Genomic DNA, 17,004 nt, shown 5'->3' on the forward strand with positions numbered 1-17,004 from the left:
TTTTGGTGATCCCGGCGCGATTCGAACGCGCGACCCCCAGATTAGGAATCTGGTGCTCTTTTATGAGTTGATTACCTCATACCGAAGCGTACCGCCCCGGCACCCCGTCGTGAATGGGCAGCTAGGCCATACTTGGCCTTGCTGTTCCCAAGCCAACGCTACGAGTGAATGGCCCTGTCAAGGCCGTAGAGCGTAGCGTGCCTTTACAGGGACAGCCACGAGTGGCCGAACAAAATAAGTATCCGCCTTAGGCGGATTCCGTTTGAATACCCTTGTCGGTTCACGCGAATTTCGTGACGGGAAGGGCGGCTGCGTGCACGGGTTAAACGGTGTCCTGCCCAGCACGCCGTCTATCAGAGGCAATCGTCCCTTCCGGCAAGGGCAGGTCACTAGGCCAATAGCCCAAATTAGTAGGTACGAATTCGTCACTTGCCCACAGTGTTTTTGCAACAAACTGGAGTGGGTTACTGACGTTCAGCGAGAAACCTGCTTCAGTAATCTTCGAAAGTGCCTCGTATCGATCAAGTGGCTTTCTCTCTCGGATCATGAACTCACGAGCGAGACGTGTAACCATCCGATAAGTTGGCTCTTTTTTGATCGCGCGGGTATGGGAAGTGCGAGAGGAGCTTCCTTTCTCGCGAATCATTCGCTCAAGGGAACGAACGATCTCCTCTTTCTGAGCCGCTTCGTCTGCCAATTGTGCGATGATACCGCGTGTCTTTTTGATGTCAGCTTTGATCGAATTAACGGCTGAAACAAGCTCTCGGCTGTCGGCATCGTCAATCGTCAATTCAGTCACCAGAAGCTCCATCAGTCGCCCGAATCGCAGAACGTACCGGCATTCTAGTGACTTTTTCGACCATAGGATAGCGCAAGGCGAGTGTTTCGCTTCATCAGAGCGCTACAGCCTCGTTATATTTCTGAGCGTCAGATCGCTATCTCAGTGTCGCAAAGCCCTCTCAAATATGGATTTTCTGGAGAAGAAGCCATCGTTCCGACTGTTGTTTATCAGACGTCGGTTTGCTTAGGAAGCTCCTCGCAAGGAAATTTAAAATAAATACCCTTGGGAAATTGAATCCAAGTGCGGATACGCACGTAAATCACAGAGTGGGAATTTCCTTCATGCCGCTCCCGCTGCGGAAAAGGGAACTTTAATGTTGTCGATCTGGGGATGATGTACTAGCGTTCGGGTCGAATCGATTTGGGCAAGACCCGGATCGGTTTAAAAAAATGGGCGGCCGCGCTGGAACGCATGCCGCCCGATATCCGTCATCCACAGGTCTGGGAAAACCGATATGTCTCATTAGCTACCACAATCTCCAAATCTACTCAACGGCAGAACCGGCACGTCACTCGTGTCCCGCCTCATCGACAGCGCTTGTCTTAAATGGGCGGTGCGACCCCGTTTGCGGTCTGCCTTCATTTTCATCGTCTCTCCCGCCTTGCTGAAGGCAGGAAGCGAGAAGAGTGCTTCGCGCTAATTTGGAGTTCAAAACTGATGCAAAGTCCGAATGGCCATACGGCCCCACAGCTTACTAAGTTTTATTTGAACAACGACACTGTCGATTGGGGTCCCCCACCTGATGCGCTGATCCGGGAGCCGGGAAGGCAGGTCGCATTCATGCGGTTGTTACTGACCCATTCCTCGATCGCGAACCGAGAACGAGCGTTTTGTCCAAGAGGCGTTGACGACAGCAAGACTTCGCTCCGCGACGAACGACCCAACTGCAATCTCTGCCTTTTTCCGCTTTTCCGAATTCCACGTGTCGGGGGCGCATCATGAGGGCAAAAGCTCATGCACTCCAGCACGTTCCGATGCATTATTCAGTCCGTAAAGAGGATCACCGAGCCTTTGGTGGAGAGACCTCCGTTCTCTACTTGAAGAAAGCGGAGGGTAGTTGGTTCCGATACGAGCCGCTCGTAGATTTTAGTCATGCACACTCTCTGTCCAGTGATGCATCAAGGCGCAAGGCTGCGCGGGGCTTTGGCTTTCTCTACGACTATGTCATGCAAAGTAAGGAACGTTATGTCGAGCGGTTTGGCGACGACTGGGCCAGCAACTGGAGACTGATTTTACAGGATTTCGCCAATTCAGTTCGCCACGGCACAATTGAAGCAGATTTCACTGACTTGACAGGTCTCTTTTGGCCGCCAATTGCCTCCGAACCGGTTCTGTCCGGTCTAGGAACGTGGCTGGATAAGTTCTTCGACTGGATCATTGATCAGGAGAGAGCAGAAGAGCTAGCTGAGGTCTTGCCCTTTTTCCAGGGAATTAATCCGGGGACTTTTGGAGTCGCTACCAAAGTTCAGAAGGCCAAACGATACCGTTTTCTCGCGCATCTGAAGCCGCAGGCTCGACCTGCTCGCGAGAGAGCGGCGTTGGGGTCGGGAATTTTTCGGAAGCAATCACGCCAAGGTTACGAAGGTCCCAATTTGAATGCTGTGCCATTATCTCCCGTATACGCTTTTCCACGCGAGCACCTGGTGTCCTTTATTGATCGTGGCTTCATAAGAGGCGGCCGAATAACTGATCCCCTTGAGAGAGAAGATCACACCGGCCGCATGTACGCGCTCATTTCGACGGGTGGACTCCGTGGAAGCGAAAGCCTCCATATGTGGGTCAACGATCTTCAGGTTCTAGACGGTTCGGTCAAAGGTTTCCTCCGGCACCCTGAAAAATTCGTCGAAAGCTGCGGCAGAAGCAGGGCGCAGTTGCTTTTAGAACGTTACGGCGACCGTCCACGAACGGAAGGTTTCGGCCGTGAGAAAGTCGGATTCAAAAACCCTCGTTTGAACAAACAGCATTGGGCAACAATTCATTGGCTGCCGGTGGACGGGCTCCAAGATTACTTCGTGCAACAACTTCGCTTCTATGTGGGGGTTTATCGGAAGGAGATGATGGATCGTCGCCGTAAAGAGGGAAAAGGCGATCATCCTTTTTTGTTGGTGAGTAGTCGCAACTGCCCAGAAAAAGGTCAGTTTGTCGGCGATCCGATATCTTTGTCTGCAGTGGCGGGACGATGGAAGCGAGCGATTGAAGGCTTAGACGAGGGTCTAAAGTATGGAAAAGAGTTCGGCACTACGCGACATGGTACCAGACATCTGTTTGGCCAAACCCTGGAAGGAATCGGAACGCCTATCCAAGATATAGCGGCTTTCATGAACCATCGGTCTATCTACAGCCCCCTCCCATATCTTGCTCGTTCAGACGAAGATGCGCACGCGGCTTTCGAAGAAAATCGGCAAAATCGTCCCGAAGTGTCTGCTGCCTTGGGAAGCTTTAAACAGGCGCACGGGAGGTAGCAACCGTGGAAGTCAAATTCAATGAAAGTCAGGAGTTGGAAATCGAAGATTGCGATCTCGATGAGCTGATCGAAGCTGCCTTCCGTGACCTGACTTCCATAGACGTAAGAAAACGCAGACAACTCGCCCAGTATCGCGACGAAAGTAAGTTGCTCGAAATCAGCGAAAAGGCATCATTTCTCGCTGGTATGAACGCTGAGGGTTTGGTGCGTCTTCCGATACGTGCCTTCGGAAGGGTTGGCGATCACTTGCCAGGCAGTGCCGTTGACTCGATTACATCGTCGTCGCCTCTTGCCAAGTCGTTGCTCACCATCTTGGCGGCACATGGCGTTCCTTCGAAAATCATTGGAACGCTAACTTCTAACATCAACAAGGATTATGAGGCCGAGTTTCATAGGGTCATCGCTGGTTTCGCCATGTCGATCACTGGGGCACGGGATTGGGCCGATCTTGGGGAAGCAGGCATTTCTAATCTTCTACGCGCTTACGCGGTGCCCAAGACCCGTAGCTTTAGAAGAAAGGATTTGTGGGGGTCACGGTTTGATGTAGCGGGGAGGTTCCTTCGAGAAATTGCTCGCGTGTTCGGTCAAATTCTCGGCAGCCCTCGGATTGCTGGATTTTACCGTGCAGACCGCCATCGCAAATACACTCCCGAAAATGAATACGGATCGGTATCGGGGGTATTTGAAAACCCTCCGCCTCACTTGAGCACTTGGATGGAGTTGTACGGGGCGTGGAGGAGAAGTGTTACAGCCGTATCGAAAGCACCCACGTACGCAATGGGCAGGTTGCTGCTTTGGCTAGATCAAGGATTTAAGGTTGAGGAAGTCGAGAATCCGAGACTGTTTTTATCTACCAAAAGGCATGCTAAGCTCATCGACTTCATATTCGAACAACGCAAACTTAATAAGCAAGATAGATACAGCTCTGCAACCCTTAATGAGTTGAATGAACTTAACCGATTTTCAGAATTCATTTCTGAAAACACGGGGTTGATTGACGACGGAGAGCGCGTTTTTCATTTGGTAGCCCCGAGCGATATTCATGCTTATAGCACCGGGCTCAGTAACAGTGGGAAAATCAATAACTCAGGCGAAGGATCGTCCTTACCTCTTCCGCCTCTCATATACGCCATATTTCAGAGTCTTCTTCTGGAAGGCGAAAACGGCTGGCCGGGCACCCACGAGTATTGTCGCTTTTTTCTTGAGGGAAAAGAGCGCTACTGCCCGGTACTTCCGAATCTTCTTTTGCTGTCGTTCGAACTTCCAGGACGCTTCATCCAGCTCATCAGTTTAGATAGCGGCGAAGGGGATGTGGAGCGGTTTGATGGACGTTCTTTAATCTGGAAGAAGACAAATACTTCCGTCCATGCGGGATTTTGGCTTAAGCACCGACGGACGAAATCGCGTGGATATGCACGAAAGACAAGAAACGACAAAATCACCGGCTTCTTTTTCAATACCAATAAAACGGGAAAGCCATTTGTGGTTCCGTGGCAAAATGCGGCAGCTCATCGTATTTGTCATGATGTCCGAGAATTTTGTGAAAGATGGGTTCCAATACCCGGTCCGCTTTCTCCGAAGATGTACCGAAAGGAACTAAAACGAAGCGACGAAGAGTATGCCGAAAAACTATCAGATATCTTTCCGTTGTTTCGGTTGCCCGCTAAAGATAGTCAAATAGGAGGACATCCACCAAATTCCCACGTGAGGCGACGGTTTTGGCTCGATGCAATGTTAGAAGTTCAAAACCGGTATAATTCGAGCGTGCCACCGGCGGCCGAGCTTCACTTTGTCACCGTTGACCGCAGCGGTAAGCCTATTAAGTGCGAGTACATGCCGCACGGTATGCGTTCGGCAGGCATTATCCGACTACTGAGGGAAGGCGTTTCAATCACAACCGTCAGCAAATTGCTTGTGGGTCACGCAGGCATTTTGATGACGCAGCGGTACAATAACCCCGATCCTGCTGATGTACACGACACGTTGGAAGGGAATCGACTCGCCCGCGAGCCGAAACGCGGAAACCTGACGGAGTCGTTACGACGAATGTCCTTCGAGGAGGCCAGCCGTCGCACGGTGAGCGGCTCAGAAGAGATTCTGAAAGTCGCCTATAATAACAAGGCGATGTGGGTAGAGCGAGATGTGGGGTTGTGTCCGTGGATGGGGCAGCGTTGCAGCGACGGTGGAGAATGTGTGCGGCGGGACGTGCGAAAAGGCATCGACAAGTCAGTCTACAAAAGCGTGGATGATGGCAACTGTCTAGCGTGCAGGCATTTGATAACCGACCCGGACTACATTGACGGCATATACGCGAAGATAGAGGTTCTCACTCGACGATATGTTATTTTGACACGCCGATACAACGAGGCTTCAAAGAAGCTCTTTGAGCTTGAGAAACGATATTCGGAGGAAGATGTCGGTATAGATGAAGCGGCTGAGTTGGATCGCCAGAAGAGAAAAATAGAAGTTGATCTGAATGATAACATTCAGGCGCGGACTACTATCTGTGAGACCATTGCTTACGGTCAGCGTTACATCGAACAACTGAGACTTGTTGAAAAATTCGATGATCCATCGGACGTGTCGGATCGAAAAGTCGTCCATCCGGATAACGCGCTGTGCGAATGGAGCCAGGTCCCCGAAAAAGACGAATGGGTATTCCTGTCTGATTTCGAGCATCTCACCCGCATCATGCACAGCTCTACCTTCTTTACGAGCGCCTACGATGCTGAGGCTGAAGCCAGTTTCAAACTGATGTTGGACCAACTCGTTTTAGAGGCCGGCTATCGGCCGATTTCATTGAACCGCCGCAGTCAGGAAGAGCAAAAGAATGACTATCTCCGGGCGTCCAGGCTGATTCTGAACAACATAAGCCGACAGGAACTCATAGCAATGGAAGCAGGGACCCTTACTCCAAACGACCTGGGGTTCGCGAAGTTTTTGAAGTCCCTCAAGTTGGAAAGATTGTCAGCGCCAAGCGGCGCTACCAAGTCGCTTTCCAAACATCCTACGAAGTCATTGGCGGGCGCGTGACCAATGAAAAAGCAGAAGAACACGGAAAAGGTCGCTGAAATTATCTCAACGGCGCAGAAACTCTCGGCCCTTGTGATCGAACAGGAGGCAAAGAGTGACATTTCTCGGAACAACCTGGAGCAAATCGCATCAATAGCCGAGCTGCTAGTTGCGAACCCGCGTCCCATGGAACCAAGTTATGACAATGTGCTGGAGCGCGGTAACGTTGTTTATACCCAATTTCCGGCACGGCAGACTTTGAAAAATCGGTATCGGATGATGATCGCAGTCTGGCGCGGAGCCTATCACAATATTCTTCATCTCTTGGCCGAAGAGACAATGCAGAAGGCGATGAACCAGGCAGTTCCAAGTGGAATAGGGTCGAACGCTGGAGCAACTATTCATATTCTTAGAGAATATATAGTTCGCATGAGAGCTGATATTGACCAGCTGAAGCATGATCTGACGGCGGCACAATCTAGGCTTTCAGTTTCGAAGCAGGAGGGCCAACTGAGGCAGAACGGACAGCGGGGGCTAGATGGCGAAATCGTCGGCTTCTTGCCCGTAAAAAAATGGCTGCTACAGCTAAACAGTCCCGACTCTTTGCTTGAAGAGGACGTAACTGGTTTACGGCTAAGCAGGTTGGCTAGGCCGGGTCGACTGGTGTTGGACAGCAAGGTTCTCGCTGCCCTTAGATCGCTGTGATGATGCTGTCCGACACAACGCGGGTTTCATCCTCACACAGGAAAATGGTGTCCACGAGAGGATTCGAACCTCCGACCCCAGGATTCATACCACTTCGACTTTCGCCGCCGCACAGCGTTCGTGGTCTGGACTGTCCCTTCACCATGGGTCCGAGAACCTTTAGGTGCTGCCCATCCAGTCTCTACACCTTCACCAGATTTCTCCGGGGCTTGGCTCGGGATTGGCATGCTGAAAACAGCGAAGCGTTCCCCGACTTTGAGCAGATCGATTGCGTAGTTTCCCGTCGCAACCCCCAATTTCTTCAGGAATCCTGTGCTCTATCCTGCTGAGCTACGTGGACACTGAGTTTGCTTTTAGACGAGCCGAAAAAAATCGCAACCCTGGTGATCACGGAAAGCTTCGGAAATGATGACGATACGGGAACTTCTTGAGCACGATCCGGAATTCAGAGCGGCAGTTAACCGAATCCAATATCAGCTTTCCACTTCGACGGCGGCATCAAGTTTTGCCAATTTGCTCGAAGAGTGGGATCGGGCAAATCGTTCGGGCGATCCGGACACACTGGTTGCTAAGTTTTTAGATCAACTTATGCCAAGCTTGCACGAAACGCTTTCGCAGAAACCAAACATCGACCATCTCAAAAATGCGGGTCGCGATCCTCTAAGGGGCCTTCTCCAAGGTGACCGGTCTGATGCCGAGATTTCCTTAGAAGGCTGGGACGCGGCGGATGCGCGAGCGGAAATCGGAGGAATGTTTGAGACGCTCAATCGTTTTGGTTTTCCGGAGAGCTTGGGACCAAATTTCTCCGATCCTCGCGTTGTTTGGCTTCAAGAGCATGCTAACAGTGAAGAAATCGAGCATATGAAGCCCGACGAATTCGTCTACGAACTCGATTCCTTCATTGCAAATTTGGCGGATACCCGGCTCGTTTTCTTGAAAGCTGGGTTGAGGCCTACTTGATAACGTTGGGCAGCCATGTGCTGAGGGGAAATTGGGCGATGATCTACGTGGAGGATATATGATCAACGATGATCGCATCTGCACCATAAGAGACATTATCTCTGATTACGTCAAAAGCCCATCGCTCCAGCATCTCCGCGATCCCCATTCCATCCTTAACGTTGCGAAAGCTATTGTAAAACAACTTGATCGTGAGAGCGGGATTTGGAAAAAATGGGAGGGAGAGCGAGATGCCCTTCTGAAGGCGTCCCTTGGATGCTGGATACCTGTCGAAGAGCTTCAGAGTTATCTTAACACCCTTCCCGGGCCTAGACTTACCACGACCGATGTCTCTCAACGTCAACGTGCCTATTACGAGGAGCCTTACTTAACATATCCGAATGATGACGTGAAAGAAGGCTGCCTCATCTTGTTTAATGAGGAGAAGGCATTGGGCACCGAATTGCCAGCAATCATTGGGAGGCTTGCTGAACACGTCGAAGCGGAAGAGGAACGTCTTCGCCTTGAGCGTGAAGCCCGCTACAAAGCCATACGCGAGAGCGAGAGGCTAGCGGCCGAACAGCGGCTTTTATCCGGAGCTGACTGTAAATGGACGCATCTGAAAAAATCACCCGAATGTTTTTGCCGCGCAAACGGTCGGACTTACCGCCTGACGCCGACAAAGGACAAGCGGTGGAACCTCCATCGGGTCGACGGCCTATCCCCAGACGAGAGGGGCAATCTTATCGGCACCTATGGGGGTAGGGGTGACGCTACCAAGGTTGTGGCGAAAATCGCATACGAGACAGAATATCGATGAGGCTTTGGTGGTCATAGCAGGTTCCCAGCAATTACGGCAGCGCTGCAGCGCTATTTCCACTCCGATGAATGCTTGCGGGCCATTATCGTCCCACCATCCAATCAACGTCAGATAATCACCACGCGCTAACGGTCTAACTGAACATGAGCCGCACTTTTTCCCGACAGGAACTCTATGACCTCATCTGGTCAACGCCAATCCTCCAACTCGCTGAGCGGTTCGGAATATCTGATCGGGGCTTGGCGAAAACTTGCGAACGGTTCCATATCGCGGTGCCAGGTCGCGGGTACTGGGCCAAGGTCGAAGCCGGTCAGCCTGCAACGAAAACACCTCTTTGGAAAACCGACAACCCCGCCTATCAGACCATCGAGATCGGCGGGGCCCAGCATCAAGGCAATCCGCAACTGGCGTTTGCCGCTAAGGCAGCCCAGGAGGCTGTACTAGCCGCCAGACAAGAGCCTGTCGCAAAGCTCAAAAGACCTGAAGTCCGGAAGGCCGCTGTTGAGCCCAGTGCGGCAACCAAGCGCGAGACGGAGGTCGAGTCACCCGCGCCAGTGACGTTCGAGTTAGTAAAGCGGCCCCATGCAACGATCATGGGCGTCGTGCTCGAACTCCGAAATGCAATTCCCGACCGTGATGGCGGGATTTTTATAAAAGGTATTCGAATCCACGAAGGATCGCGGACGAGGACCATCGCTTTCCTACACCACCTTGCTCTTGCCCTCGAACTTCGCTCGGTTTCAATCGGTCAAAGCGAAACGGGACTTAGAGCAGAAATCCTTCCGGACATTGTACGCTTCGAAATTCTTGAGGGACGCACGCTTGAAAAACATGAGCCGACGCCCAGCGAGCTAAGAAAGGATATGGACTTTCAGCGGCGGCGGGATTTGGCGAATCGTCGCGGACAATGGTTGCCACCCGAACATTTCTATCCTGAATACGACTACCACTACTCATCCAAACTTTCTTTCGAGGTCCATAACTGGGCGGATGGGGCGAGAAAAAAGTGGTCCGATGGCAAGCGGCAGAGGCTTGAGGGTGTTCTTGATAGTATTGCTGACGGCGTTCTCTATCACCTACACTTTGACAAAGCTCGCCGGGAGAAAAGGGAAGAAGACGAGAGACGGTGGCAACATATGGCCCGCCGTCGCGAGCTTCAGAAGCGGCGGAATGATCGGGAGCAAAAACGAATTCGCTTCCTTGCTGAACTCGCGGCCTATCAGCAAGAAGCCGCTAATCTAAAAGCTACGATTGCGAACGCTTCCACGGTGTTGGCGCAGTCTGAACCGGAATATCGGCGAATGGTTGATTGGGCCAAAGACCGCCTTGCTTATTTGGAGGCACAGAATGCGGTCGGCCCCCTCGCATCCAATCTAAAATTGCAGAATTTGTTTCCAGAGAATGATGAGCTGTTCGATCCTGAGGGCGATCCTTCTTGAAACTTGCTTTCACCGCATAATTAGGGCCCACCTAACCGTCACATGATACGCCGGAGATTATGGAGGGCCTTGCGCTCGGTATGCCGGGAGCATCATGTCGGACTAGGTCATCCGGCGGCCCTGGGCGGTCTCGCAACTAAGTTTTTGGCCCTCAGTAATTCCCAAAAGTCCGGAGCGCTGAACCGTCAATATGTGGACGACCTTTCCTATGACCTCGGTTCACGAGGTGCGAGAACACAAAATATCCATGCGGGTCAGCCGTTAAAGTTGTATTCTGCCCAATATCGAATCGGGAGGGCGGTCATGCGGTTAAAGAGTGTTAAGTTGTCTCATTTTCGAGGCTATCGAGACACGGTGGTAATTCCTGTCGAGGAGGCGATGACGGGCATCGTTGGTAGGAACGATTACGGCAAATCCACCATCCTTGAGGCGTTGGCTATTTTTTTCGAGATTGACGGTGCCAAGCCGGACAAGTCCGACGTGAATTGTTTCAGTCTCGCTGATGGCGTCGAAAGTTTCGAAATCGCCTGCGAATTTGACGACCTACCCGGTGCCCTTGTTTTGGACGAGAACGTCGAGACAACGCTGGCGGGCGAATATCTCACAAACGCTTCTGGACATTTGGAAGTAGCCAAGAGCTACAAGGCAAGTTCGGGCAAGCTTGAGAGAACTGCCATTCGGTGCATGCACCCAGCGGATCAGGCGCTGAGCGGTTTGCTCGCCCTCAAGATGGCTGATCTTAAGAAATTAGGTGACGAGAGGGGCGTATCGACTGATGTTCCGGACAAACGCGTAGCATCCCAGTGGCGAAACGCTATCCGGATGGCCGCTGGCGAAATTGCGCTACAAGAAACGTTACTCGATGTGGACAAGGGCCTCTCTTCCGAAAGCAAATCGATCTGGGGGAAAATCCAAGATCAGCTTCCCACCTTCGCCCTCTTTAAGTCGGACAGAGAGAGCAGTGACGGTGATGTCGAGGCGAAAAATCCGCTCCAGCAGGCTGTAAAAGATGCTCAGGCGGCTTTGCAGGATCGGATCAGTGCACTTGAGAAAGATATCGAAAAGAGTGTGCTTGATGTAGCGGGGCGTACCCTCGAAAAGCTGCGGGAGATGGCTCCGGAGTTGGCGAGTGAGCTTGTGCCCCGTTTCAAAGAGAAACCAAAATGGGCATTCAGCTTCAGCCTGGATGGTGAGAACGGCATCCCTATCAACAAACGCGGAAGCGGCGTCCGTCGTTTGATCCTTCTGAACTTCTTCCGCGCGGAAGCGGAGAGGGTTGCAACGGGTACAAAGCGAAATGTGATCTACGCTATCGAAGAGCCAGAGACGTCTCAGCATCCGAATTATCAGATAATGTTGATGAAAGCGCTCCTTACGCTTGCTGACCAGCCCAATCGGCAGATTCTCGTTACAACACATGTCCCAGCACTCGCCGGGTTAGTGCCTGTCGAGGGAATCCGGTTCGTAACGAAGAATGAGGCAGGAATCCCCATTGTGAAACTCCCTACCAATGACGTTCTCAGAGAGGCAGCGGAAAGCCTTGGTGTCCTTCCAGAAACGGGGATGGAAAGAGCGAAAGCGGTTGTTCTGGTCGAAGGAAAATCGGACGTAATATTCCTGAAGCACGCGGCCCGCACTCTGAAGGATGGTGGCCACGTTAGCGCAAACCTAGAAGACGTCGGCGTTGTCCCGATCCTCATCGGCGGCTGCGGCAGTGTTAAACACTGGGTGACGCTTAACCTCGCCAACGATCTGGGCCTCCCGTGGTGCGTATTCCTTGATTCTGACATCGGCGGCGACGCCGGACAGGTCAAGTCTATCCAAAAGCGCCGACAGGAAGTTGAGGCATCGGGACGACCATTCTATTCGACGCGAAAGCGGGAGATCGAAAACTACCTTTGCCCCGACCTGATCCAAGCGCTTACTGGCGTGCAGGTAACATTTACGGAAACTTGCGATGCGAAGAAGATCATCGGCAACGCCGCCGGTGTTAAGCCCGATGATGTGATCGAACGGTTTTGGCCCCATATGACGGCCGACAAGATCATTGCTCGCTCACAATTCCGAAACGGCATTGAGACGCGGTCGGAAATGAAAGACGTAGTCGAGAGCCTGCTCAGTTTGGCCTAACGGATTTAGCGAAATTGTATTGTTGAAGGTTCACCAGCTCGGAGCGTTGAGCGAACTGGCGCGGTGGTATATCGCTGTCCGAAGCGGCTGGGTTGGCCACGCATGTATCGAGTCGATTGGCGGTGCAGGCATTTTCGCAGTCAAGAATGACGGGACAGGGTATGGGTAAATACGACGATCTTCCTCGCGAGCAGTTAATTGAATTGCTCAACAAGCGTGACCGAACCAAGAAGCTGGGATTGGTTTGGGAGCGGGATGAGATCGAGGCCGATAATGCGGTCGATGCCAATTTCGTGGCTGCCAGCATCATTCCGGAGCTTTCAGACAAGCCTGCTCCGTGGCGCAACATGGTGATCGAGGGCGATAACTACGATGCCTTGCGCTGGCTCCGCATGACAATGGCTGGACAGATCAAGTGCATCTACATCGACCCGCCCTATAACACCGGCACAAAGGATTGGGTCTATAACGACCACTACGCCAACCCCGAAGATGCCTATTTCCATTCGACCTGGCTAGAATTCCTGTTCCGCCGCCTGACGCTGGCCCGCGACCTCCTGGCCGAGGACGGGGTGATCCTCGTCTCGATCAATGATGATCAGCGGGCCAAGCTGGAACTTCTGATGGACGAGGCTATGCCTGGTATGCGGTTGGGCTCGTTCGCTTGGCGAACGCGACAGGGGTCGAATGCCGACCATCGGGCATTTCTTAGTTCGGATCACGAGCATATATTGATCTATGGAAAAGATGGCTTTCGTTTCACCGGAAATGAAAAAACCTATGATATGTATAAGTTTTTCGATGCTGCGAAAGACGACTGGTTCCGGTTAAGTGATTTGACACTCGGCTTCGACTACCGAGAGCGTCCCAATCTGTATTATCCGCTTCATGATCAAGCTAACGATATCTGGTACCCGGCAAATCCAAATCGGGTTTGGGTTTATCCAAGCAGAGTCCGCTCAAAGTCTGCCAGAACTAGGTTTATCGAAGACTGGATAGAAGCAGGGCACATTCGTTTTCCCGAGAATGCCGAATTCCGAGTATTCGACACGCTCGATGATCTTCAAGCCGCCTTTGCCAATGGTGAACTTCCTCAATCTGGACGAGCGCCAATGATCCGTCCGGAGTTGCCCGATTTTAACTTTTGGATCGGGAAGAAGATCGGTTATGGCACACCAGCTTTCAAACGCTACAAAAAAGACCTCCGGAATCTTCGGCAACCTATTTCCACATGGATAACTCCGCGCTCAGAGGCTGGCACGACAACGGAGGGTGCGAATGCACTCGTAGTCGGCACCAACGATGAGGCCGCCAAAGAAATCAAAGCCGTTTTCGGTTCCAAAGCATTCAACTATGCCAAGCCCGTCTCCCTGATCCGTGAACTGGTCCGGCAGTCCACCGGCCCCGGCGACATTGTGCTGGATTTCTTCGCCGGGTCCGCAACCACTGCGCAAGCCGTCATGGAATTGAATGCGGAGGATGGCGGGGATCGGCGGTTCATTATGGTGTCTTCCACCGAGTCGACGGCGGAAGAGCCCGACAAGAACATCTGCCGCGACGTAACGGCAGAACGCATCCGCCGCCTGATTGCCTCGGAAGACAAGAAATTCGCGGACCTTGCCGCCGAATTCGCGTATCTGCGTTGCCGCGAGATCGAGTTTGAAGACCTGGACCAAGACCTTACGCCCGCCGAGGTCTGGGCGGCCCTCGAAACCCTGCATCGCCTGCCGCTGACCCGCTACAGCCAAGCGCCGTGGCAGGAGCACAAGACGGAAAGCCAGACCCTGATCTTTGCGGATCGGGTCGGGACCGAATTGCTCGACCACCTGAGCAATGTGGCGGCGCGGCGCGAGAATGCCTTTGTCTATGCGTGGGCACCGGGCCAGATCACTGCTGTTCTGGGCGATGCGCTGGACGTGCGATCCGTGCGAACTGAACTGGTCGGGAGGTTCCGCCAGTGAAGAATGATGCAGATTTCCGCCTGTCACTGGCCCCGTATCAACAGAAGGCCGTGGATGCGATGGCCGAAACGTTGCGCACCGTCTCTGCCCTGCATGAGCGCGAACCGCAGCACCGCGAACGGATTTCCCGCGAACTGGGGGTGATCTTGCTGCAAGCGCCGACCGGATCGGGCAAGACCCTAATGCTGGGGAGAGCCTTGGAGGCCGTACGGGGGCAGCTTGATGCCAAGACCGTCTGGTTCTGGTTCGCACCCTATGCGGGACTTGTGACGCAGACCCGGAGCGCCCTGACAGCCCAATGCGGTGCGTTGCGTCAACGCGACGTCTATGCCGACCGCGAGGCAAGCGCTGCGCGTGATGGTGATGTATTCGTTCAGACCTGGGCCTCGGTCGCCGTCGTCAGGAAGGAAAGCCGCAAGGTCCGCACAGACAAAGAAGCGTCTCTGTCGGTGGACAGTATGATCGCCGAACTGCGCGAACGGGGTTTCCGAATCGGCGTGGTGATCGACGAGGCGCATCTTAATTTTGGCTCGGGCGCTGCGGCGACGGCGGATTTTTTCCTGAATGTACTGTCACCCGACTTCACCGTGCTGGCCACGGCGACGCCAAACGATGCCAAGCTGGAAAAGTTTGAACGTGACGCCGGATTGAAAGTGGCGAGCCGGGTAACTGTTTCGCGCGATGCGGTGGTGAAGGCGGGGTTGAACAAGATCGGCCTCATGGTGGGGGTGCTGCGATTCAAGGAAGAGGACCGAGCGCTGATTGACACCGAAGTGGCGACCTTGACGGCGGGATGGTCGCAGCATTCGTTCATCAAGGACAAGCTGGCTGAGAAGGGCATCAGCCTGACGCCGCTGATGCTAGTGCAGGTTGAGGATCAGCAGGAAGGGAAGGAAGACCCGGTTGGGCGGGTTAAGGAGCGGCTGATCGAGGTTGGCGTGCCCGAGAAGGCGATTGCCGTTCACACCTCGGGCGAACCTGACCCGGCCTTTCATACGCTGGCCTATGACCCCGAGATAGAGGTTCTGGTGTTCAAGCTGGCGGTGGCGACAGGGTTTGATGCGCCACGCGCGTGGACGCTGGTTTCCGTGCGACCTTCGCGTGGACGCGATTTCGGCTTGCAGATTGTAGGCCGGATCATGCGTGTGCATCCCCTTGTGCGCCCGCTCCATGGGACCGAGCCGCTGCTGGATCGCGGCTATGTTTTTATGTCGGACCCCGCGTTGCAGGTCGGGCTGGATGAGGCCGCCGCCGATCTTAAAGCGGTGCGCGAGGGAATTGCCGTACTGACTGACACACTCGACGTGAATGTGTTGGGGAACGATCCTCTGGCGGCAGAGAGCTACGAGGCAAGAGCCCTACCGCCCCCGCCCGTGCAGGCCGTATCGGGCGAAACCGTGGCAGATCGGGTTGAGCGGCAGGTATCGATGGGTCTTCTCAACCCTGGCTACGCGACCGCCTCAACATTGCGCCAGCAGAGTGCACTGAGTGCGGTTGAAGGGTTTTCCGCCCCGTCTCAGCCGCCCTTGTTTCCTGAACTCCCCGATGTGCTTTCGCCACGCGTGACATCCGCTCAGCCAGCGCCGCAAGAGCATCAGGTCAAGTATCTGCTGCGGACAGACTTGGGCATCCCGACCGCGCTCATAAGGGAAGAACTTCCGAACCTTTTCGACATTGAAGGCGACCTCTGCCCTCAGATCGCCCGCGAGTTTTGCCGCATTGTGCCGATGACGTCGATGTTGCTTACAGTGAATAGCAACGCCGAATTGTCCATGCGTGACCTGTTCAATGCTAGTCAAACCGATCAGCGCAATCTGAGCGTCAGAATGTCTGCGGCCCGTATCGCAGAACAAGCCCAAGCTCAACTCATGTTCAATGACGGGATCGACCCTCGCCGCATCCGTGAAGCAGTAGAAGCTGAGCTTGCACGGCTGTGCCAAAGGGACGGTATTGCGGCCACAAGCCGTGACATTCGCAGAACGATTAACCTGGCCATCCTGCGGCAGCCGCAGGCGTTGAAAGAGGCCGTCCGCATAGCGCAGGGCTATCACATCCGTCTCGAAGGGAACGAGCCGATACCCACAGAGCAGTTCGGCCCCAAGGATGCCACCAAGGCAAAGAAGGGGGCTTACGGAGCCTTCATTGGCCGCTTCAACCGACCAGAGCGGGCTTTCGTTGAGATGCTGGATAACGACGATACGGGGCGTATCAAGTGGTGGCTGCGAAATTCAGAAAACGAAAGATGGGCGACTAGGCTTATATTGCCGACCGGCAAACGATTTTTCCCGGATTTTGTTATCGGAATAAACGGCCGGAAAACCAAAGACAGTATTGCACTGGTCGAAATTAAGGACGACGGAGACACTGGTAGGCTTCATTCTGACAGCAACGCCATCAAAATCCGATCCGAACACAGCGAATATAAAAAGGTATTTTGGTCGTTCCGCGAGGCAGAAGGAGTGTTTCTGAAGGCTGCTTGGAATCAATCTTACAATCGTATATTCAGCAATGGCCCATTCGAGATAGAGGATATGGTTCTAGTCCAGTAGGACTAATCCGGCGACCAAAAGAGGCAGACAGTATCGCTCAAGAGCACTCGGGACGCTCTTAAACGGCGTAAGAATGCCGTTTATGCTAACAGAGAGGTTCACCTCTGCTACAGTGTTCGTCCAAAGGCCAACCACTGAACCCAT

10 protein-coding genes and 1 tRNA gene are annotated in these 17,004 nt (G+C 53.3%); 9 read left to right on the top strand and 2 right to left on the bottom strand.

Annotation, left to right across the window (positions count from 1 at the left end; all coding sequences use genetic code 11):
- Positions 1-3: 3 nt before the first annotated feature.
- A tRNA-Arg gene (locus ACZ9BX_RS17455) sits at positions 4-104 on the bottom strand.
- Between the two features lie 218 nt (positions 105-322).
- Entirely contained in the window at positions 323-799 is a 477-nt protein-coding gene (locus ACZ9BX_RS17460) for a hypothetical protein (RefSeq protein ID WP_476219176.1), read from the bottom strand.
- A gap of 980 nt (positions 800-1,779) precedes the next feature.
- On the opposite strand from ACZ9BX_RS17460, the gene ACZ9BX_RS17465 reads away from it, so the two are divergent.
- From ACZ9BX_RS17465 to ACZ9BX_RS17505, 9 genes are all read left to right on the top strand, one after another.
- The gene (locus ACZ9BX_RS17465; protein WP_476219177.1) at positions 1,780-3,303 is read left to right on the top strand and encodes a site-specific integrase; all 1,524 of its coding nucleotides are present in this window, start codon (positions 1,780-1,782) and stop codon (positions 3,301-3,303) included.
- 5 nt (positions 3,304-3,308) lie between these two features.
- Positions 3,309-6,338 (top strand): VPA1269 family protein, encoded by a 3,030-nt coding sequence (locus ACZ9BX_RS17470; protein ID WP_476219179.1) that lies wholly within the window; start codon positions 3,309-3,311, stop codon positions 6,336-6,338.
- 3 nt (positions 6,339-6,341) lie between these two features.
- On the top strand, positions 6,342-7,022 hold the full coding sequence (locus tag ACZ9BX_RS17475; RefSeq protein WP_476219181.1) for a hypothetical protein: 681 nt from the start codon (positions 6,342-6,344) through the stop codon (positions 7,020-7,022).
- Positions 7,023-7,427: 405 nt separating this feature from the next.
- Positions 7,428-7,982 carry a hypothetical protein gene (locus tag ACZ9BX_RS17480; RefSeq protein WP_476219182.1) on the top strand — a complete coding sequence of 185 codons (555 nt, stop codon included), beginning with the start codon at positions 7,428-7,430 and terminating at the stop codon, positions 7,980-7,982.
- Between the two features lie 58 nt (positions 7,983-8,040).
- Positions 8,041-8,781: a hypothetical protein gene (locus tag ACZ9BX_RS17485; protein WP_476219184.1), complete on the top strand. Its 741-nt coding sequence runs from the start codon at positions 8,041-8,043 to the stop codon at positions 8,779-8,781.
- A 143-nt stretch (positions 8,782-8,924) separates the two neighbouring features.
- Positions 8,925-10,220, top strand: a complete 1,296-nt coding sequence (locus tag ACZ9BX_RS17490) for a hypothetical protein (RefSeq protein ID WP_476219185.1) — start codon at positions 8,925-8,927, stop codon at positions 10,218-10,220.
- Positions 10,221-10,523: 303 nt separating this feature from the next.
- On the top strand, positions 10,524-12,350 hold the full coding sequence (locus tag ACZ9BX_RS17495) for an AAA family ATPase (protein WP_476219187.1): 1,827 nt from the start codon (positions 10,524-10,526) through the stop codon (positions 12,348-12,350).
- Positions 12,351-12,511: 161 nt separating this feature from the next.
- On the top strand, positions 12,512-14,311 hold the full coding sequence (locus ACZ9BX_RS17500) for a site-specific DNA-methyltransferase (protein WP_476219188.1): 1,800 nt from the start codon (positions 12,512-12,514) through the stop codon (positions 14,309-14,311).
- A complete protein-coding gene (locus ACZ9BX_RS17505; RefSeq protein WP_476219190.1) occupies positions 14,308-16,860 on the top strand; it encodes a DEAD/DEAH box helicase in 2,553 nt (850 codons plus the stop codon). Before ACZ9BX_RS17500 ends, ACZ9BX_RS17505 begins: the two co-directional genes overlap by 4 nt.
- The last annotated feature ends 144 nt before the right edge of the window (positions 16,861-17,004 follow it).

Source organism: Rhizobium sp. USDA 3886, from assembly GCF_056279785.1.

What these genes read in the sequence shown, in the direction of transcription:
- ACZ9BX_RS17480 (WP_476219182.1), top strand. Translation starts at nt 7,428, where the DNA reads ATGATGACGATACGGGAACTTCTTGAGCACGATCCGGAATTCAGAGCG.
- ACZ9BX_RS17475 (WP_476219181.1), top strand. Translation starts at nt 6,342, where the DNA reads ATGAAAAAGCAGAAGAACACGGAAAAGGTCGCTGAAATTATCTCAACG.
- ACZ9BX_RS17490 (WP_476219185.1), top strand. Translation starts at nt 8,925, where the DNA reads ATGAGCCGCACTTTTTCCCGACAGGAACTCTATGACCTCATCTGGTCA.
- ACZ9BX_RS17495 (WP_476219187.1), top strand. Translation starts at nt 10,524, where the DNA reads ATGCGGTTAAAGAGTGTTAAGTTGTCTCATTTTCGAGGCTATCGAGAC.
- ACZ9BX_RS17465 (WP_476219177.1), top strand. Translation starts at nt 1,780, where the DNA reads ATGAGGGCAAAAGCTCATGCACTCCAGCACGTTCCGATGCATTATTCA.
- ACZ9BX_RS17500 (WP_476219188.1), top strand. Translation starts at nt 12,512, where the DNA reads ATGGGTAAATACGACGATCTTCCTCGCGAGCAGTTAATTGAATTGCTC.
- ACZ9BX_RS17485 (WP_476219184.1), top strand. Translation starts at nt 8,041, where the DNA reads ATGATCAACGATGATCGCATCTGCACCATAAGAGACATTATCTCTGAT.